General features: G+C 74.8%; 16 protein-coding genes and 2 tRNA genes. 14 read left to right on the plus strand and 4 right to left on the minus strand.

What is annotated here, in order from left to right; translation table 11 throughout:
* Positions 1–8 precede the first annotated feature (8 nt).
* From BUE37_RS19315 to BUE37_RS19345, 8 genes are all read left to right on the plus strand, one after another.
* Positions 9–800, plus strand: coding sequence for a hypothetical protein (locus tag BUE37_RS19315; RefSeq protein WP_175562936.1), 792 nt, complete (start codon positions 9–11; stop codon positions 798–800).
* Between the two features lie 25 nt (positions 801–825).
* Positions 826–2,586, plus strand: a complete 1,761-nt coding sequence (locus BUE37_RS19320) for an ABC transporter ATP-binding protein (protein WP_073422080.1) — start codon at positions 826–828, stop codon at positions 2,584–2,586.
* Between the two features lie 279 nt (positions 2,587–2,865).
* Positions 2,866–4,902: a DNA topoisomerase (ATP-hydrolyzing) subunit B gene (gene gyrB / locus BUE37_RS19325; RefSeq protein ID WP_073422081.1), complete on the plus strand. Its 2,037-nt coding sequence runs from the start codon at positions 2,866–2,868 to the stop codon at positions 4,900–4,902.
* A 114-nt stretch (positions 4,903–5,016) separates the two neighbouring features.
* The gene (gyrA, locus tag BUE37_RS19330) at positions 5,017–7,485 is read left to right on the plus strand and encodes a DNA gyrase subunit A (protein WP_073422082.1); all 2,469 of its coding nucleotides are present in this window, start codon (positions 5,017–5,019) and stop codon (positions 7,483–7,485) included.
* A gap of 156 nt (positions 7,486–7,641) precedes the next feature.
* Positions 7,642–8,466 carry a DUF3566 domain-containing protein gene (locus BUE37_RS19335; RefSeq protein WP_073422083.1) on the plus strand — a complete coding sequence of 275 codons (825 nt, stop codon included), beginning with the start codon at positions 7,642–7,644 and terminating at the stop codon, positions 8,464–8,466.
* A 62-nt stretch (positions 8,467–8,528) separates the two neighbouring features.
* Positions 8,529–8,602, plus strand: a tRNA-Ile gene (locus BUE37_RS19340).
* Between the two features lie 75 nt (positions 8,603–8,677).
* The gene (locus tag BUE37_RS24020) at positions 8,678–8,830 is read left to right on the plus strand and encodes a DLW-39 family protein (protein WP_175562937.1); all 153 of its coding nucleotides are present in this window, start codon (positions 8,678–8,680) and stop codon (positions 8,828–8,830) included.
* Positions 8,831–8,859: 29 nt separating this feature from the next.
* Positions 8,860–8,932: transfer RNA gene (locus tag BUE37_RS19345), tRNA-Ala, on the plus strand.
* Positions 8,933–9,017: 85 nt separating this feature from the next.
* Here the strand turns inward: BUE37_RS19345 and BUE37_RS19350 are convergent.
* On the minus strand, positions 9,018–9,590 hold the full coding sequence (locus tag BUE37_RS19350) for a hypothetical protein (RefSeq protein WP_073422084.1): 573 nt from the start codon (positions 9,588–9,590) through the stop codon (positions 9,018–9,020).
* Between the two features lie 163 nt (positions 9,591–9,753).
* Between BUE37_RS19350 and BUE37_RS19355 the strand changes: the two genes are divergently transcribed.
* The 4 genes from BUE37_RS19355 (at position 9,754) to BUE37_RS19370 (ending at position 13,764) form a co-directional block, all read left to right on the plus strand.
* Positions 9,754–11,211, plus strand: a complete 1,458-nt coding sequence (locus BUE37_RS19355) for a HupE/UreJ family protein (RefSeq protein WP_073422085.1) — start codon at positions 9,754–9,756, stop codon at positions 11,209–11,211.
* The gene (locus tag BUE37_RS19360) at positions 11,208–12,263 is read left to right on the plus strand and encodes a class I SAM-dependent methyltransferase (RefSeq protein WP_175562938.1); all 1,056 of its coding nucleotides are present in this window, start codon (positions 11,208–11,210) and stop codon (positions 12,261–12,263) included. Before BUE37_RS19355 ends, BUE37_RS19360 begins: the two co-directional genes overlap by 4 nt.
* 59 nt (positions 12,264–12,322) lie before the next feature.
* The gene (locus BUE37_RS19365; RefSeq protein WP_073422086.1) at positions 12,323–12,859 is read left to right on the plus strand and encodes a peptidylprolyl isomerase; all 537 of its coding nucleotides are present in this window, start codon (positions 12,323–12,325) and stop codon (positions 12,857–12,859) included.
* A 137-nt stretch (positions 12,860–12,996) separates the two neighbouring features.
* Positions 12,997–13,764, plus strand: coding sequence for a rhomboid family intramembrane serine protease (locus tag BUE37_RS19370; protein WP_083628955.1), 768 nt, complete (start codon positions 12,997–12,999; stop codon positions 13,762–13,764).
* A gap of 11 nt (positions 13,765–13,775) precedes the next feature.
* On the opposite strand, the gene BUE37_RS19375 is transcribed toward BUE37_RS19370, so the two are convergent.
* Both BUE37_RS19375 and crgA read right to left on the minus strand, forming a co-directional pair.
* Positions 13,776–14,183 (minus strand): PH domain-containing protein, encoded by a 408-nt coding sequence (locus BUE37_RS19375; RefSeq protein ID WP_073422087.1) that lies wholly within the window; start codon positions 14,181–14,183, stop codon positions 13,776–13,778.
* A gap of 546 nt (positions 14,184–14,729) precedes the next feature.
* The gene (gene crgA / locus BUE37_RS19380; RefSeq protein WP_073422088.1) at positions 14,730–14,999 is read right to left on the minus strand and encodes a cell division protein CrgA; all 270 of its coding nucleotides are present in this window, start codon (positions 14,997–14,999) and stop codon (positions 14,730–14,732) included.
* Positions 15,000–15,137: 138 nt separating this feature from the next.
* Between crgA and BUE37_RS19385 the strand changes: the two genes are divergently transcribed.
* Positions 15,138–15,914: a DUF881 domain-containing protein gene (locus tag BUE37_RS19385; protein ID WP_073422089.1), complete on the plus strand. Its 777-nt coding sequence runs from the start codon at positions 15,138–15,140 to the stop codon at positions 15,912–15,914.
* 42 nt (positions 15,915–15,956) lie between these two features.
* Positions 15,957–16,607, plus strand: coding sequence for an aminodeoxychorismate/anthranilate synthase component II (locus BUE37_RS19390; RefSeq protein WP_073422090.1), 651 nt, complete (start codon positions 15,957–15,959; stop codon positions 16,605–16,607).
* A 69-nt stretch (positions 16,608–16,676) separates the two neighbouring features.
* On the opposite strand, the gene pknB is transcribed toward BUE37_RS19390, so the two are convergent.
* Positions 16,677–18,644: a Stk1 family PASTA domain-containing Ser/Thr kinase gene (gene pknB / locus BUE37_RS19395; protein WP_073422091.1), complete on the minus strand. Its 1,968-nt coding sequence runs from the start codon at positions 18,642–18,644 to the stop codon at positions 16,677–16,679.
* Positions 18,645–18,690 lie beyond the last annotated feature (46 nt).

The raw sequence follows: 18,690 nt of genomic DNA on the forward strand, positions 1-18,690 counted from the left end.
GAACAGCGATGAGCAGCCCCCGGGACGACGACCCCCGCGACGACCCCCGCGACGACGACCCCCGCCGGCCGGAGCCGGGTCCCCTCGGCGACGACGGTCCCGACGCCCCCGGCGGCGTCCGGCGGGACCCGTCCGCCGGCGGGCCGGTGGTGTCCTGGTCGCCGGCGGCCCCGGGCGGGCCGCGGCCGCGCACGCCCGGCGTCGTCGAGCAGGTCTTCGCCTACCGGGGCGACACCGTCGGGGCGCAGGGCTGGGCGCTGCAGCACGGCTGGACGATCTCCGACGGCACCGCGCCCGAGGACGCCGTGCTGGCCGAGCTGGTCGCCTCCGCGCCGGTGCGCGCGAGCCGCGACCACCGCGCGGCCGGCGTGATGCGCGGTCGCGCCGGCAACCTCGAGCTCGTCGCGTTCGACGTCGCCTACACCGACAAGCGCTACACGGTGCCGGAGTGGGCGGTCACCGCCGCGCCCGTGCTCGTGCCGCTGCCGCCCGGGCTGCGGCTGTCCCCGGCGCGGTTCTGGCGGCACCGCACCGGCGGGCTGCTGCACGTCCCCAGCGGCGACCAGGCGTTCGACGACCGGTGGGTGCTGCTCACCGCCGAGGACGGCCCGGCGGTGCGCCGCCTGGTCGCCGACCCGGCCGTGCGCGACCTGCTGCTGCACAGCGACGACGGCGACGAGTTCTGGGCGGCCGCGGGCCACCTGGCCGCCGTCCGGCCCGACGGGCACCGGCCCGCCCTCATCGAGCACCACGCCCGGCTGCTGACGGCGATGGTCGCCGCCCTGGCCGGCGCCGCCTGAGCCGCGGCCGGCCGGCGACCCCACCGTGACCGTCCCCGCCGAGCCCGCGACGTCCGCGGGCCTCCGCGAGCTGCTGCCGCTCGTCCGTCCGCACCGGCGGGCGCTGCTGGCCGCCGCCGGCCTGTCGCTGGTCGGCGCGGCCGCGGCCCTGGCGCAGCCCGCGCTCACCGGCCGGGTCATCTCCGCCGTCGGTGCGGGCCGGCCGCTGCTGCCCGCCGTCGCGGCGCTGCTGCTGGTCCTGGTCGCCGGCGCCGTGCTCAACGCGTTCCAGTCCTACCTGCTGCAGCGCACGGGGGAGGGCGTCGTCCTCACCACCCGCCGGACCGTCGCCGACCGGCTGCTGCGGCTGCCCGTCGCCGAGTACGACCGGCGGCGCACCGGCGACCTGATGTCCCGCGTGGGCGCCGACACCACCCTGCTGCGCGCGACGGTCACCTCCGGCCTGGTCGAGGTGGTCGGGTCGGCGGTCGTCGCGGTCGGCGCGCTGGTGGCCATGGCGCTCGTCGACGTCTGGCTCCTGCTGGTCACGGTCACCGCCGTCGCGGTCGGCCTGACCGTGGTCGTGGCGAGCAGCCGGCGGATCCGGAAGCTGTCGCGCCGGGCGCAGGAGGAGGTCGGCGCGATGACGGCGGCCGTCGAGCGGGCGCTGTCGGCGGTGCGCACCATCCGGGCCAGCGGCGCCACCGCGCGCGAGGTCGGCACCGTCGGCGCCAGCGCCGAGCGCGCCTACCGCGCCGGGGTCTCGGTGGCCCGGGTGGAGGCGTTCGTGGCGCCGGCCGGCGCGATCGCCGTCCAGGGCGCGTTCCTCGCCGTCCTCGGCCTGGGCGGCTACCGGGTGGCCACCGGCTCGATCGCCGTCGCCGACCTCGTCGCGTTCATCCTCTACCTGTTCCTGCTGGTGATGCCGCTGGCCCAGGCCGTCGGCGCCTGGACGCAGCTGCAGACCGGCCTCGGCGCGCTGGCCCGCATCCAGGAGGTGCTGGTCCTCCAGCCCGAGCGCGACGACGTCGCCGAGGTCGGCGGCGCGACCGCCGCCCCGCGCGCCCCGGCCGCCGGGGTGCCGCTGCTCGAGCTCGACGACGTCTCGTTCGCCTACCCCGACGGCACCCGCGTCCTCGACGGGGTGTCGCTGTCGGTGCCGGCCGGCAGCCGCGTGGCGCTGGTCGGCCCGTCCGGTGCCGGCAAGTCGACGGTGCTGGCGCTGGTCGAGGGCTTCTACCCGCTGTCGGGCGGCACGATCCGGTGGGCGGGCACCGACGTCCGGGAGCTGCCGCGGGCGGCGCTGCGCGCGCGGCTCGGCTACGTCGAGCAGGAGGCGCCGGTGCTGGCCGGCACCGTGCGGGAGAACCTGCTGCTGGCCGCGCCGGACGCCGCCGACGACGAGCTGTGGGCGGTGCTGGCCGACGTCGGCCTCACCGGCGTGGTGCAGCGCTCGCCGCGCGGGCTCGACGTGCCGGTCGGCGACGAGGGCGTGCTGCTGTCCGGCGGCGAGCGGCAGCGGCTGGCGATCGCGCGCTCCCTGCTGGCCCGCCCGGCCCTGCTGCTGCTCGACGAGCCGACCGCGAGCCTCGACGCCCGCAACGAGAACCTGCTCCGGGAGACGCTGGCCGCCGCGGCCGCAGACCGGGCGCTGCTCGTCGTCGCCCACCGGCTGTCCACCGTGCTCGACAGCGACCAGATCGTCGTCCTCGACACCGGCCGCGTCGTCGCGCGCGGGACCCACGCCGAGCTGGTCGACACCAGCCCGCTGTACCGCGAGCTCGCCGCCGCGCAGCTGCTGGTCTGACCCCCGCCGGTCCGGCGCCGCGTTCCACGTGGAACCACGCGACCGGCCCAGCGCCCCTGGGCGGGCGTGTCGGGCCCGGGGGCAACACCGGTGGTGCAGCCGGTGCCGCGAGTGGCGCAGAACGGACGTCAGGGGCTGCGTGACGCCGTTCCTGTCGGTGGACCCGGTAACATGGAGGCCAGGAATCCCCAGCATCCGGCTGAGCGGCGCTGTGCGCCCTCGGAGCCCCTCCCCAGGTGGGAGGGCCGGCGCGCCGGCTGCTCGACAGAAGGGCCCCACGTGGTCGCTCGGACCCAGACCGACACCAGCTACTCCGGCAGCTCCATCACCGTCCTCGAGGGGCTCGAGGCGGTCCGCAAGCGGCCCGGCATGTACATCGGCTCCACCGGTGAGCGCGGCCTGCACCACATGGTGTGGGAGGTCGTCGACAACTCCGTCGACGAGGCGCTGGCCGGCTTCTGCGACACCGTCCGCGTCACGCTGCTGGCCGACGGCGGCGTCCGCGTCGAGGACAACGGCCGCGGCATCCCGGTCGACATGCACCCGCGCGAGAAGCGCCCCACGGTCGAGGTCGTCATGACCGTGCTGCACGCCGGCGGCAAGTTCGACGGCAAGAGCTACGCGGTCTCCGGCGGTCTGCACGGCGTCGGCGTCACCGTCGTCAACGCGCTGTCCACCTCGCTCGACGTCCGCATCTGGCGCGACGGCCGCGAGTGGCACCAGTCCTACGCGATGGCCAAGCCCGGTCCGCTCGAGGAGATCGGCGCCACCACCAAGCGCGGCACCCAGATCACCTTCTGGGCCGACGGCGACATCTTCGAGACGACGACCTACTCGTTCGACACGATCAGCCGCCGGCTGCAGGAGATGGCCTTCCTCAACAAGGGCCTGACCATCGTCCTGCGCGACGAGCGGCCCGGCCGCGGCAAGGCCGAGACCGGCCTGGCCGAGGAGACCTCCGTCGCCGACGCGGCGCCGGCGCCCGGCCACGAGGACGCCGCCTTCGAGCCCACCGAGATCACCTACCGGTACGACGGCGGCCTCGAGGACTACGTCCGCCACATCAACGCCAAGAAGACGCCGATCCACCGCTCGATCGTCGGCTTCGGCGCCGAGGGCACCGGCAAGAACGACATGCGGATGAGCGTCGAGGTCGCGATGCAGTGGTCCGACGCCTACTCGGAGTCGGTCTACTCGTTCGCCAACACGATCAACACGCACGAGGGCGGCACCCACGAGGAGGGTTTCCGCACCGCGCTGACGTCGATCGTCAACCGGTACGCCGTCGAGAAGAAGCTCCTCAAGGAGAAGGACGAGAAGCTCACCGGCGAGGACATCCGCGAGGGCCTGGCCGCGATCGTCTCGGTCAAGATCGGCGACCCGCAGTTCGAGGGCCAGACGAAGACCAAGCTCGGCAACACCGAGGTCAAGGGCTTCGTGCAGCGCATCTGCAACGAGCAGATCTCGCACTGGTTCGAGGCGAACCCGACCGAGGCCAAGACCATCATCACCAAGGCCGCCTCGGCCGCCCGCGCCCGCCGCGCGGCGCAGGACGCCCGCAAGCTCGCCCGCAAGAACCTGCTGAGCAACAACTCGCTGCCGGGCAAGCTGGCCGACTGCCGCTCCACCGACCCGCGGGCCTCGGAGATCTACATCGTCGAGGGCGACTCCGCCGGCGGGTCGGCCAAGTCCGGCCGCGACTCGATGTTCCAGGCGATCCTGCCCATCCGCGGCAAGATCATCAACGTCGAGAAGGCGCGCATCGACCGGGTCCTCAAGAACAACGAGGTCCAGTCGATGATCACCGCCTTCGGCACCGGCATCCACGACGAGTTCGACCTGACGAAGCTGCGGTACCACAAGATCGTCCTGATGGCCGACGCCGACGTCGACGGCCAGCACATCCGCACGCTGCTGCTCACCCTGCTGTTCCGCTTCATGCGGCCGCTGGTGGAGGCCGGGCACGTCTACCTGGCGCAGCCGCCGCTGTACAAGATCAAGTGGGGCGGCAAGGTCGGCGACGAGTACGTCTACACCGACAAGGAGCGCGACGCCGTCCTCAAGGCGGGTGCCGAGGCCGGCCGCAAGCTGCCCAAGGACGACGCGATCCAGCGGTTCAAGGGCCTCGGCGAGATGAACGCGACCGAGCTGTGGGAGACCACGATGAACCCCGAGACCCGCGTGCTGCTGCAGGTCACGCTCGAGGACGCCGCCACCGCCGACGAGCTGTTCAGCGTGCTGATGGGCGAGGACGTCGACGCCCGCCGCAGCTTCATCACCCGCAACGCCAAGGACGTCCGCTTCCTCGATGTCTGAGACCGGCGGCGTGTGACGCGCAGGCCACCGGGAGGAGTCCTCCCGGTGGCCGCCACACGTCGCTGACCTGCGACTTCGTCCACCGACTGTGCACCGACCTGTGGAGACCCGAACGTGACCGAGACCCCGTACCGCGACCGCGTCGAGCCGGTCGACCTCCAGCAGGAGATGCAGCGGTCCTACATCGACTACGCGATGAGCGTGATCGTGGGCCGCGCGCTGCCCGAGGTGCGCGACGGCCTCAAGCCGGTGCACCGCCGCGTGCTGTTCGCCATGTACGACCAGGGCTTCCGCCCCGACCGCGGCTACGTCAAGTGCGCCCGCGTCGTCGGCGAGGTCATGGGTAACTACCACCCGCACGGCGACAGCTCGATCTACGACGCCCTCGTGCGGCTGGCCCAGCCCTGGTCCATGCGCTACCCGCTGGTCGACGGCCAGGGCAACTTCGGCTCGCCGGGCAACGACCCGGCGGCGGCCATGCGCTACACCGAGGCCCGGCTGACGCCGCTGGCCATGGAGATGCTGGCCAACATCGACGAGGAGACCGTCGACTTCCAGCCCAACTACGACGGCAAGAACCAGGAGCCGCTGGTCCTGCCGGGGCGCATCCCCAACCTGCTCATCAACGGCTCGGCCGGCATCGCCGTCGGCATGGCCACGAACATGCCGCCGCACAACCTGCGCGAGGTCGCCGACGCGGTGTTCTGGGTGCTCGAGCACCCCGACGCCGAGCCCGAGGAGGCCCTCACCGCGTGCATGGAGCGGATCAAGGGCCCCGACTTCCCCACCTACGGCCTGATCGTCGGCCGCGACGGCATCGAGGACGCCTACCGCACCGGCCGCGGCTCGGTCCGGATGCGCGCGGTGGTCACCGTCGAGGAGGACGCCCGCGGCCGCGTGCAGCTCGTCGTCACCGAGCTGCCTTACCAGGTCAACCCGGACAACCTGGCCGAGGCGATCGCCGACGCGGTCAAGGACGGCCGGCTGCAGGGCATCAGCGAGATCGCCGACGAGTCCAGCGACCGCGTGGGCCGCCGGCTGGTCATCACCCTGCGCCGCGACGCCGTGGCCAAGGTCGTGCTGAACAACCTGTACAAGCACACCCAGCTGCAGACCTCGTTCGGCTGCAACATGCTCTCGATCGTCGACGGCGTCCCGCGGACGCTGCGCCTCGACGAGCTCGTCCGCCTCTACGTCGACCACCAGATCGAGGTCATCCAGCGGCGGACGCGCTACCGGCTGCGCAAGGCCGAGGAGCGTGCGCACATCCTGCGCGGCTGGGCCAAGGCGCTCGACCAGCTCGACGCCGTCATCGCGCTCATCCGCAGCAGCCCGTCGGCCGACGAGGCCCGCACCGGCCTGATGGAGCTCCTCGACGTCGACGAGATCCAGGCCGTCTCCATCCTCGACCTGCAGCTGCGCCGGCTGGCCGCCCTCGAGCGCCAGCGGATCATGGACGAGCTCGCCGAGATCGAGGCCCGCATCGCCGACCTGCAGGCGATCCTCGACTCGCCCGAGCGGCAGCGGCAGATCATCCGCGACGAGCTGGCCGAGATCGTCGAGAAGTACGGCGACGACCGTCGCACGAAGTTCATCGCCAACGACGGCGACGTGACGATGGAGGACCTCATCGCGGAGGAGGAGGTCGTCGTCACCATCACCCGCACCGGCTACGCGAAGCGGACCAAGAGCGACCTCTACCGGTCCCAGCGCCGCGGCGGGAAGGGCGTCATGGGCGCCCAGCTCAAGCAGGACGACCTCGTCGACCACTTCTTCGTGGGCTCCACCCACGACTGGATCCTGTTCTTCACGACCAAGGGCCGGGTGTACCGGGCCAAGGCCTACGAGCTGCCCGAGGCCAACCGCACGGCCCGCGGCCAGCACGTGGCCAACCTCCTGGCGTTCCAGCCCGACGAGAAGATCGCCCAGGTCATGCAGATCAAGGACTACGGCGTCGCGCCGTACCTGGTCCTGGCCACCGCCAACGGGCAGGTGAAGAAGACCCGGCTGTCGGACTTCGACTCCCCGCGCAGCGGCGGCGTCATCGCGATCAACCTGCGCGAGGGCGACGAGCTCGTCGGCGCCGCGCTCATCGACCCGGAGCAGGACCTGCTGCTGGTCACCCGCTCGGCGATGTCGATCCGGTTCAAGGCCGACGACGCGACGCTGCGGCCGATGGGCCGGGCCACCGAGGGCGTCCGCGGCATCTCGCTCGCACCCGGCGACCGGCTGCTGGCGATGATGGTCGTGGAGGAGGGCGTCGACGTCCTCGTCGCCACCGAGCGCGGCTTCGCCAAGCGCACCGGCATCGAGAACTACCCGCCGCAGGGCCGCGGCGGCAAGGGCGTGCTCACCGCCGACCCCAAGGCGCGCAAGGGCGCCCTGGTCGGGGCCCTGGCGGTGCGTCTGGGCGACGAGCTGTACGCCATCACCTCCGGCGGCGGCGTCATCCGGACCCCGGTCAACGGGGTGCGCCACAACAAGGACCGGGCCACCATGGGTGTCAAGCTCATGAACTTGCCCGAGGACGTGTCGATCGTGGCGATCGCGCGGACGACGGACAACGACGAGCCCGCCGCCTAGGGTGAGACCGGGAGCACGGCGCGTGGTGGCCACCGGCCGCCACGCGCCCCCGGCTCCCGCTGACGGACACGACCGGCGCCCGGGCGCCACCGGCACCCCGCCGGTCACCCCGGGCGCGAGAGCGCGGCGAGGGCCGCAGGCGAACGGGAGAACGGCATGAGCGACCGGCCGCAGGCGGTGCGCACCGGGGTCCGCCCGGAGGGCGCAGCCGGAGCGGACGGAGCCCCGGCGACGGGCTCGGCGCCCGCCACCGGGCAGACGCCGGCCGCCCCGGCCGGCGCGTCCGCGGTGGGGGCCGCCCCCGCCGGCGCGGGCTCCCCGGGTGCCGCCCCCTCCGCCACGGCGGCGTCGCTGACCAAGCCGATCAGCAGCGCGGTGCCGGCGCAGCAGGCGGTCCCGGCCGACGCGACCGTCCCGCCGCCGTCGGCCGGCCAGGGCGTGCCGCCGGCGGGCAGCCGCGTGCCGCAGCAGGCACCGCAGCAGGCACCGCAGCAGGTGGCCTCCCAGGCCCCCGCCCAGCAGGCGCCGCAGCAGGCCCAGCAGCAGGCCCCGCAGCAGGCCCCGCAGCAGCAGGGTCAGCCGGCCGGCCGGCCGGCCAAGAACCGCGGCAACCGCGGTCCGCGCCGGGCCCGCCTGCAGCTGCGGCACATCGACACCTGGTCGGCGCTGAAGATCTCGCTGGTCGTGTCGATCGCGATGTTCTTCATCTGGATGGTCGCGGTCGGGGTCCTCTTCGGCGTCCTGTCCGGCCTGGGCGTCTTCGACACCCTCAACGACCTGTTCGGCCAGCTGGGCACCGCGTCCGGCGGCGAGGGCGGCGGCGACGTCATCACCCCGGGCATCGTCTTCGGCGGCGCGGCCGTCATCGGCGCGATCAACATCGTGCTGATGACCGCGCTGTGCACCGTGGCGGCGTTCATCTACAACCTCTGCGCCGACCTCGTCGGCGGCCTCGAGGTCACCCTCGCCGAGCGCGACTAGGGCGGTCCGGGGCCCCGCCCGCCGGGGCCCCGGGACGCCCTTGTACGCTTGTCGAGGTTCACGGGCCTGTAGCTCAGGCGGTTAGAGCGCATCCCTGATAAGGATGAGGCCGGAGGTTCAAGTCCTCCCAGGCCCACCCGTGTACCGGTGCCCCGAGCACCGCGGCAGCGCGGCCCCGTCCGGCGCCGCGGTCGTCCCCAGGAGGTACCGAGTGCTCAAGCAGCTGGCCCTGGTCGCCGCGGCGGCCGGTGCCGCCGTCGTCGCCGTCCGCCGTCGCTCCGCCGGCGCGGGCAGGGGCGAGGCCGACCTGTGGCACGAGGCCACCAACGGCCCGCAGGCCGTCAGCCGCCCCACCACCCGCTGACCCGCGGCCTCCGCGAGGGGGGCCGTCCCGGGGACGTAGCTCAATTGGCAGAGCACCGCCTTTGCAAGGCGGGGGTTAGGGGTTCGATTCCCCTCGTCTCCACTCCCCGGACCGCGCTCCGTGGCTGAGCTCCCGGCTCACCGGACCGGCGCGGGCGTCCCCCGGCCGGCGAGCACCGGCAGGGAGCTCAGGCGTCGAGGCCGCTGAAGGTAGGCGTGGCCTCCTCGCCGTCCCAGGTCACGCGGAAGCTGAACGCCTCCTCCAGCGCCGCCCGGTACCGCTCGGCCTCGTCCTCGGTGATCTCGCCCGAGGCGAGCACGGCGTCGATCGCCGTCCCCCACGACCCCGTCAGCGCGTCGACCAGCTCCTGCGGGTCGATGCCGAGGTCCTCGGCGACGGCCGCCAGGTTCTGCCCGGCGTCCATCCGGACGTGCAGCTCGTCGTGGCTGATGGTCAGCACCTCGTCGAGCACGTCCTGCACGGGCTGGTGGCCGCGGTGCAGGTCGAGGCCGGCGTCGCCGTAGGCCTCCTGGACCAGCTCGACGAGCTCGGCCTCGGTGTCGACGGAGGAGACGTCGATGCCGCCCGGGCCGCCGCCCCCGCCGGGGAGACCGGTGCCGGTCGTGCTCGTGCCGGTGTCGGTCGACACCGAGCTGCTGGTGCTCGTGGTGGAGGAGGCCTCGGCGGTCGTGCCGCAGGCAGCGGCGACGGGGACGACGGCGGCGAGGAGGACGGCGGCGACGGTCGTGCGGAGCTTCACGATGGGCTCATCTCGGGATCGGGGTGAGTCGGTCGGGAGCGAGACTCCGGTCGCCGCCTGGACGCCGGCTGGACGCCGCCGGGGAGGTCGCTGCGGAGTCCCTGGACGCGCGCACAGGTTGGTCCCGGCCCGCTGACAGGACCGCTCCGCACCCTCGGGACCCATGTCCTCCCCGCCCTGGCGCCCCCGCCTGCGCCGCGCCCTCGTCCCGGCCGCCGGCCTGACCGTCCCCCTCGCCGCGGGCCTCGTCCTCCTGACCCCCGGCGTCGCGAGCGCGCACAGCCTGGAGAGCAGCACGCTGTCGGTGGTGGTCGGCGAGGAGTCCGTCGAGACCACCGTCAGCGTCGCCCTCGAGACGCTCGACCGGGCGCTGGGCACCGCGTACGCGAGCGAGACCGACGTCGCGTCCTACGCCGACGCGGTCACCGCCTACCTCGGCGAGCACCTGACGGTCACCGGCGCCGACGGCACCGTGTGGACCGGGACGTGGCACGACGTCGTCCGCGAGTCCGTCGAGGGCATCGAGTCCCTGAGCGCGACCGTCACGCTCGACCCCGCCGGCGCCGACCCGTCCGCCTTCACGCTGGCCTACGACGGCGTCGTCGAGGCGGTGCCGTCGCACGAGGCCGTCGTCGTGCTCACCGACGCGGCGGGGGACATCTCGACGGCGGGCGTGCTCACCGCCACCGACGGCAGCCTGCGGGTGGGGGAGGCCGCCCCGACCGGGCTGGCCGACCTGGTCGGGTACGGCCTGCACCACGTCCTGGAGGGCGCGGACCACCTGCTGTTCCTGCTGACGCTGCTGCTGGTGGCGCCGCTCGTCGTCCGCGCGGGCCGCTGGGAGCGCGGGGCGGGCCTGCTGCCCGCGCTGCGCCGCGTCCTCGGCGTCGTCTCGGCCTTCACCGCCGGGCACTCCCTGACCCTCGTCGCCGCCGCGCTCGGCGGGGTGACCGTCCCGTCCGCGCCGGTCGAGGTGCTCATCGCCGTCTCGGTGGGGGTGGCGGCGGTGCACGCCGTCCGCCCGCTGGCCCGCCGCGGCGAGGTCCTGGTCGCCGGCGGCTTCGGGCTCGTGCACGGCCTGGCCTTCGCCGGCATCCTCACCGACCTCGGGCTCGACGGGTCGGCGTCGGTGCCCGCCCTGCTCGCCTTCAACGTCGGCGTCGAGCTCGCCCAGCTGGCCGCCGTCGCGCTCGTCGTGCCCTCGCTGTACCTGGCCTCGCGCACCCGCTGGTACCCGGCGCTGCGCCTGGCCGGTGCGGCGGTCGCGCTGGCCGCCGCCACCGGGTGGGCCCTCGACCGGCTCGGCGTGCTGGCGGACCCGCTCGCCGGCGTGGAGGAGGCCGCCGTCGCCCACCCGTGGGTGGTCGTGGTGGGCCTCGCGGCGGTGGCGCTGGCCTGCCGGCTGGCCGACCGGGACGGGGCCGGGCGAGCCGGGAGCGTCTCCGTTGACGCCGGCCCGGCGACGGGGCCAGGGTCCCGGCTGCCTGCCCAGCGGCAGGCCGGCGCCGGGCGGCCGCAACGAGGCCGCCCTCCCCTCGCCCCCGGCCCCCGGGCCGCCGGCGCACCCGGGCCCGCTCCGCGGGCTCCCCGCACCCACCCGCACCCCCAGGGATGGCCATGACCATCGACCAGGACCGCCTCGATGCCCTGCTCGGCCGCTTCGTCACCGACGTCGGGGCCGGCTTCCACGCCGTCAACGCCGTCATCGGCGACCGGCTCGGCCTGTACCAGGCGCTCGCCGCCGTGATGCCCGCGACGCCGGAGGACGTCGCCCGGCACGCAGGCGTCGACGAGCGGCACGTCCGCGAGTGGCTGTCCGGCCAGGCCGCCGGCGGCTACGTCACCTACGACCCCGACACCGAGCGGTTCTCGCTCACCGAGGAGCAGGCCTTCCTGCTCGCCGCGCCCGACGGCATGCAGGCCGCCGCGGCCTTCCACCTCCCGGTCGCGCTCGCCCGCAACGTCGAGCCGGTGACCGAGGCGGTGCGCACCGGCAGCGGCTTCGCCTGGCACCGGCACGACCCCGAGCTGTTCGAGGGCACCGAGCGCTTCTTCCGGCCGGGCTACGCCGCCGCGCTGGTCCCGTCGTGGATCCCCGCGCTCGACGGCGTGGAGGAGCGGCTGCGCACCGGCGCGCGGGTGGCCGACGTCGGCTGCGGTCACGGCGCCTCCAGCCTGCTGATGGCGCAGGCCTACCCGGCCACGACGGTCACCGGCTTCGACTACCACCGGGGCTCGGTCGAGGTGGCCGGCAAGCGGGCGGGCGACGCCGGCCTCGGCCACCGGGTGTCGTTCGAGGTGGCCTCGGCCGCGGACTTCCCGGGCAGCGGCTACGACCTGGTCACCGTCTTCGACGCGCTGCACGACATGCCCGACCCGCTCGCCGCGGCGCGGCACGTGCGGGAGGCGCTCGCCGACGACGGCGTGTTCATGCTGGTCGAGCCCTTCGCCGGCGACCGGCTGGAGGACAACCTCAACCCGGTGGGCCGGCTCTACTACACGGCGTCCACGGCGATCTGCGTCGCGCACTCCAAGACCGCGCCGCCCGCGACGGCGCTCGGCGCCCAGGCCGGCGAGGCCCGGCTGACGGCGCTGCTGCGCGAGGCCGGCTTCACGCGGGTCCGCCGGGCGGCCAGCACGCCGTTCAACCTGGTGCTGGAGGCCCGGCCCTGACCTCCGCCCCGGCGGGGCGGGCCCGGACCCGCCCCGCCGGGGGATGGGAGAGTGGGGACGTGACCGAATCGACCTCGCCCGCCCGCCGCGCGGTGCTGCACACCAACCACGGCGACATCACCGTCGACCTGTTCCCGGACCACGCGCCCAAGACGGTCGCGAACTTCGCGGACCTGGCCGAGGGCCGCCGTGAGTGGACGCACCCGGCCACCCGGCAGAAGACCACCGACAAGCTCTACGACGGCACGATCTTCCACCGGGTCATCTCCGGCTTCATGATCCAGGGCGGCGACCCGCTGGGTCAGGGCTTCGGCGGCCCCGGCTACCAGTTCGGCGACGAGTTCCACCCCGAGCTGCAGTTCGACCGGCCCTACCTCCTCGCGATGGCCAACGCCGGCCCCGGCACCAACGGCTCGCAGTTCTTCATCACCGTGGGCCCGACCCCGCACCTGAACCGCAAGCACTCGATCTTCGGCGAGGTCACCGACCCGGCCAGCCGCGAGGTCGTCGACCGCATCGCCACCGTCCGCACCGGCCGCAACGACAAGCCCGTCGAGGACGTCGTCATCCAGTCGGTCGAGGTGCAGCGCAGCTGACCGGTTCCCCGCCCGACGAGGGCGCCGGCGGCGCGGTGCCGCCGCCGGCGTCCCCGCCGACCACCTGCTACCGGCACCCGGACCGGCCCACGGGCGTGCGCTGCGCGCGCTGCGACCGGCCGATCTGCCCGGAGTGCATGACGCCGGCCGCCGTCGGCTTCCAGTGCCCGGACGACGTCCGCGCCGGGAACGCCGGGGTGCGCCGCCCGCGCCGAGCCTCCGGCTGGAGCGCCGCGCGCCGCCGGTTCGGCCCGGTCACCGCCACCCTCGTGGCGGTCAACGTCGTCGTCTTCGTCATCACCGCGGTCTCCGCGGTGTCCGAGGGCGCCAGCCCGCTCGACAACTACGAGTCCGAGGTCTTCCGGGACTTCTCGCTCGTGCCCGTCCTGGTCGACGTCTACGGCCAGGACTGGCGTCTGATCACCGGTGCGTTCCTGCACATCGGGATCACCCACCTGCTGCTCAACATGCTCAGCCTGCTGCTGTTCGGCCCGGAGATCGAGGCGCGGCTGGGCTGGTGGCGCTACCTCGCCGTCTACCTGGTCTCCGCCCTCGGCGGGGCCGTGGCCATCCAGCTGTTCGGCGACCCCGGCCGTCCCGTGGCCGGCGCGTCCGCGGCCATCTACGGCCTGCTCGGGGCGATGGGCGTGCTGCTCGTCGCCGCCCGGCAGGACCTGCGCGGCCTGCTCGCCCTCCTGGCCATCAACGTCGTCATCAGCTTCCTGCCCGGCGTCTCGCTGCTCGGGCACCTCGGCGGCCTGGCCGCCGGCCTGCTGGCCACCACGCTGCTGGTGCTCGCCCGCCGCCGCGTCGCCGTGCAGGCGGCGGGGCTGGCGCTGCTCGCCGTCGCGATGGTCGTCCTGGTGCTGGTCGTGCCGGTGCCCGTGGTGGTCCTCGGGCTCTGACCCCTCGGGGGTCAGGCCGGCCGCAGCGCCTCGAGCGCCGCGGCCACGGCCGCCGGGTCGGCGCCCAGGTCGCGCCGGCCGAGGAGCACCAGGACGCCGTCGTCGTCCGGGCCCGCCGCGGTGTCGAGCTCCAGCAGCCGCGAGCGCACGCCCAGCCGCCGGGTCGTGCGCAGCCGGACGCTCAGCAGCGGCCAGGGCAGCGAGGTGCGCCCGGTGAGGCCGCGGACGACGACGCCGCCCGCGTCGGCCGCCAGCCGGGGCCGCAGCACGACGTCGCGCACCGCCAGCGCGAGCAGCAGTCCGCCCGCGGCGCCGACCAGCACCCGGCCGCCGGCGTCGAGCGTCAGGGCCGCCAGGACGAGCAGGAGCCCGCCCAGCGCCAGCACGACCGTCTCCGCCGTCCGGGCCGCCCACTGCACGTCCCCACCCTCCCAGGTGGACGGGGAACGGGGCGGACCGCTCCGTCCACAGGCAGCGGGCCCTGGGGACGACGCCCGCGGACGGTAAGTGCCCTGTTCAGCGCGCGTGTCGACTCCTCGACCGCATGCCCGCGGTAGCAGCCGGTGACCGTCCACAGGCTGCGGTCATGTCGACTCGTCCACAGCTGGGTACACAGCTGGGGACAAAGCACAGAGCTGTAGTTACGCCGCCGTCCTCGTCGTCACACGCGCCCCACGCGACACGAAACCGCAGGTCAGACGGGTGTAGTCGAACACCCGTTCTCCACACGTCGTGGACAACCCTGGGGGCGGGACGTCATGTCGACCTGTGGATCCACCGAGCGGGTGTGCACAGCGGTGCACACCCCGCTTCGGGCGGGGGAGACGGAGGGGTGTAGGGCCCCGGGACGCGACGAGGCCCCCGTCCCGGGGAGGGGACGGGGGCCTCTGGCGACGTGGTGGAACGGCCCTGCTGCAGGGTCCCGGGCCGAGCCTGCGAGGTCCGGGGGCAGCAGGGCCCTTCGTCTACCGCCAGCGCATCGACATCACCAGGCCGACGACCATGGCGCCGAAGCCGATGGCGAAGTTCCACGCCGACAGCGACACCATGAAGGGCACCCGGTCACCGGCCACGTAGTAGACGACGATCCACAGCAGGCCCAGCACCATGAGCGTGACCATGAGCGGCGCGTACCAGCGCGGGCTCGGCTGCACCGCACGGGCGGCCGACCGGGACTGCAGCACGCCCTCCGGCGGCGTGTAGACCGACTTCTTGCGCACCTTGGACTTGGGCACCGCGACCGACTCCTGCTGATCCTCCCGGGGTGCCGGTCCGTCGCGACCGGCACGCTGGCCCCCCAGCCTAAGCTGCGCGGGGAGGACGACGGCCCCGCCGAGCCGTGCGCCTCCCCCTCCCGTCCCCCAGGAGCCCCCGTGACGCCGTCCGAGCCCGCCGCCGCGGCCCCCGGGCGCCCGCGGCGGTCCCGGACGGCCTGGGGCGCCCTGGTGCCCGTCGTGGCGCTCGCCGCGGGGCTGCTGTTCGCCACGTCGAGCCAGACCGCGCAGGGGTCGGACCTGCGCGCCGGCGACGTCACCGAGCTGCGGGCGCTGCTCGCCGAGCGCAACGGGTCGATCGCCGAGCAGGAGACGCAGCTGGCCGCCCTCGAGGCGCAGATCCAGGCGCTCACCGACCAGGCCGCCACCCGTGACGGCGCCGTCGCCGCGGCCGCGGCCACGGCCGAGGAGGGCGAGCTGTCGGCCGGCCTGGTGGCGCTGACCGGCCGCGGCGTGGAGATCACCCTCGACGACGCCCCCCGCCGTCCTGACGGCGGGCTGCCGGTGGGCGCCCGGCCCGACGACGTCGTCATCCACCAGTCCGACGTGCAGGCCGTGGTCAACGCCGTGTGGGCCGCCGGGGCCGACGGCGTCGCGATCATGGACCAGCGGCTGATCGCCACCAGCGCCGTCCGCTGCGTCGGGAACGTGCTCCTGCTGCAGGGCCGCACCTACTCCCCGCCGTTCGTCGTCACCGCGATCGGCGACGCGGCGGCGATCCGCGCCCAGCTCGCCGCCTCGCCGCAGGTGGCGGTGTTCGAGCAGGCGGTCGAGGCCTACGGGCTCGGCTTCGCCGTGCGCGAGCGGGCCGACGTCGTGCTGCCGGCCTACGCCGGCTCGCTCGACATGGACTTCGCGACCCCCTCCGAGGGCTGATCTCCCTCCCGGCCGCCCGACCGCCCGGTGTACACAGGGAGCGTGAGCAGGCCGGTCCTCGTCGTCGACAACTTCGACAGCTTCGTCTACAACCTGGTCCAGTACCTGGGACAGCTGGGCGTGCGGTGCGTGGTGCGCCGCAACGACGCCGTCGACGTCGACGAGCTCGCCGACCTCGACGTCGCGGGCGTGCTGCTCTCGCCCGGCCCGGGCACCCCCGCCGACGCCGGCGTGACCGTGCCGATGGTCCGGGCGGCCGCCGAGGCGGGCACCCCCGTGCTGGGCGTGTGCCTGGGCCACCAGGCGATCGCCGAGGCCTTCGGCGCCGAGGTGGTGCGCGCGCCGGAGCTGCTGCACGGCAAGACCAGCGAGGTCGTGCACGACGGGATCGGCGTGCTGGCCGGGCTGCCCTCGCCGTTCACCGCGACCCGCTACCACTCGCTGGCCGTCGACCGGGACACCGTCCCCGCCGAGCTGGAGGTCACCGGCACGACGCCGTCGGGCATCGTCATGGCGCTGCGGCACCGCGAGCTGCCCGTCGAGGGCGTGCAGTTCCACCCGGAGTCGGTGCTCACCGAGGGCGGCCACCAGATGCTGGCGACGTGGCTCGCCGCCTGCGGCCTGGCGCCCGACCCGGCCGTGGTCGAGGCCGCCGCCGCGGGCGCCCGCCGGCTGTCGGCCGCTCCCGCCTGAGCGCCTCCCCGGAGACGCGGAAGGGCCCCTCCCGGATCGGGAGGGGCCCTTCTGCACGTCCTGGGCGGGTCAGCCGCCGCCGCCGCCGCCCGGGCCGCCACCGGCGCCTCCGCCGGGCGACGGGCTGGTCGGCGAGGCCGTGGTCTGCTGCGCGACCAGCAGCGTGATGGCGCCGTCGGCCTCCACCGTCTGACCCGGCTGCGGGTCGCTGCCGACCACCGTGCCGGCCGCCTGGCCGGGCTCGCCCTCGGTGGGGACGACGGCGATGCTCCCCGTGAAGCCGGCCGCGGCCAGCGCCTGGCGGGCGGCCTGCTCGGTCTGCCCGACGATCGACTGCGGGACGGTGATCTCCGCGGCGCCGCCGCTGGAGACCTGCAGCGTGATCTGCGTGTCCGCCCGCGCCTGCTGACCGGCGGCCGGGCTGGTGCCGACGACGGTCCCGGCCGGCTGGTCGGACTCGACCTCCTCGGTGGCGAGGTTCGTGAAGCCCGCGCCGGCCAGCGTCTGCTGCGCCGCGTCCTGCGCCTGGCCCTCGACCGCGGGGATCTCCGCGTCGCCGTCGGACAGCGACAGCGTCACCGTGGTGGCCGGGGGCACCGAGGAGCCCTCCTCCGGGTCGACGGCCACGACCGTGCCCTCCTCCGCGAGGGAGTCGACCTGCTCGGTGTCCACGTTGCCGGTGAAGCCGGCGCCCTCGAGCGCCGTGCGGGCGCGGTCCTCGTCGAGGTCGACGACCTGCGGCACGGTGACGGCGTCGGGGGCGACGCCGACGGTCAGGGCGACCTCGCTGCCCTCCTCGACCTGCGCCCCGGAGGCGGGGTCGGTCTCGAGCACCCGGCCGACCTGGGCGTCGTCCTGCACCTCCTGCGGCGTCACCTGGGCGGCGACGGCCAGGCCGGCCGCCTCGATCGCGGCGCGGGCGTCGGCCTCCGGCTGCCCCACCAGCCCGGCGGGCACGGTGACCTGGGCGACCTCCGGCGGCGCCTCCTCGTCCCCCGAGTTGACCAGCAGGGCGATGCCGACGACGGCGCCGACGAGCACCAGCGCGCCGACGACGGCGGCGATGACGCGGTTGCGCTTGCGCCGGCGGGCGGCCTCGTCGTCGTCCCAGCCGTCCTCGCCGCCGTAGGCGCCCGGCGCCGCGCCGAGGATGGTGGTGCGCTCGTCGTCGCCCATCACCGGCGTCGCCTCGACCCGCTGCCCGGCCAGGGCCCGGAGCAGGTCGTTGCGCATCTCGGCGGCCGACTGGTACCGGTTGGCCGGGTTCTTGCTCAGCGACTTGAGCACGATCGCGTCGAGCTCCGGCGGCACGGCCGGGTTCACCGACGACGGCAGCTTCGGGTCCTCGCGGACGTGCTGGTAGGCCACCGACACCGGCGAGTCACCGGTGAACGGCGGCGCCCCGGTGACGAGCTCGTAGGTCAGGCAGCCGACGGAGTAGACGTCGGAGCGGGCGTCGACGGCCTCGCCGCGCGCCTGCTCGGGCGAGAGGTACTGCGCCGTGCCGATGACCGCGGCGGTGGAGGTCATCGTGGCCGCGGAGTCGGACACCGCGCGCGCGATGCCGAAGTCCATGACCTTGACCGAGCCGTCGGGCGTGAGCATCACGTTCCCGGGCTTCACGTCGCGGTGCACGATGCCGTTGCGGTGGCTGAAGTCCAGGGCGGCGCAGATGTCGGCGGACAGGCTCATCGCGCGGTCCGGGGACAGGACGCCCTCGCGGCGGAGCAGGTCGCGCAGGGTCTCGCCCTCGACGTACTCCATGACGATGTAGGGCGTCGCGCCGGTGCTGGTGCGGTCCTCGCCGGTGTCGTAGACGGCCACGATCGCCGGGTGGTTCAGCGACGCGGCGGCCTGGGCCTCGCGGCGGAACCGGACCTGGAAGGACGGGTCGCGCGCGAGGTCGCTGCGCAGCACCTTGACGGCGACCTCGCGGCCGAGCCGCAGGTCACGGCCGCGGTGGACCTCCGCCATGCCGCCGCGCCCCAGGACCCCGCCGATCTCGTAGCGCTCACCGAGAACCTGGGGCGTGGTCATCGGAGGTCCTCTCGGGCGGTGCGGGGGCGCGTCGCGGGCGGACCCG

The sequence above is a fragment of the Geodermatophilus nigrescens genome, from assembly GCF_900129495.1.
In the GTDB taxonomy this organism is placed as follows: Bacteria; Actinomycetota; Actinomycetes; order Mycobacteriales; family Geodermatophilaceae; genus Geodermatophilus; species Geodermatophilus nigrescens.

Excerpts from the sequence above, each read along its gene's own strand:
- BUE37_RS19360 (WP_175562938.1), top strand. The coding sequence starts at position 11,208 with ATGACCATCGACCAGGACCGCCTCGATGCCCTGCTCGGCCGCTTCGTC.
- BUE37_RS19370 (WP_083628955.1), top strand. The coding sequence starts at position 12,997 with ATGACGCCGGCCGCCGTCGGCTTCCAGTGCCCGGACGACGTCCGCGCC.
- BUE37_RS19315 (WP_175562936.1), top strand. The coding sequence starts at position 9 with ATGAGCAGCCCCCGGGACGACGACCCCCGCGACGACCCCCGCGACGAC.
- BUE37_RS19355 (WP_073422085.1), top strand. The coding sequence starts at position 9,754 with ATGTCCTCCCCGCCCTGGCGCCCCCGCCTGCGCCGCGCCCTCGTCCCG.
- pknB (WP_073422091.1), bottom strand. The coding sequence starts at position 18,644 with ATGACCACGCCCCAGGTTCTCGGTGAGCGCTACGAGATCGGCGGGGTC.
- BUE37_RS19335 (WP_073422083.1), top strand. The coding sequence starts at position 7,642 with ATGAGCGACCGGCCGCAGGCGGTGCGCACCGGGGTCCGCCCGGAGGGC.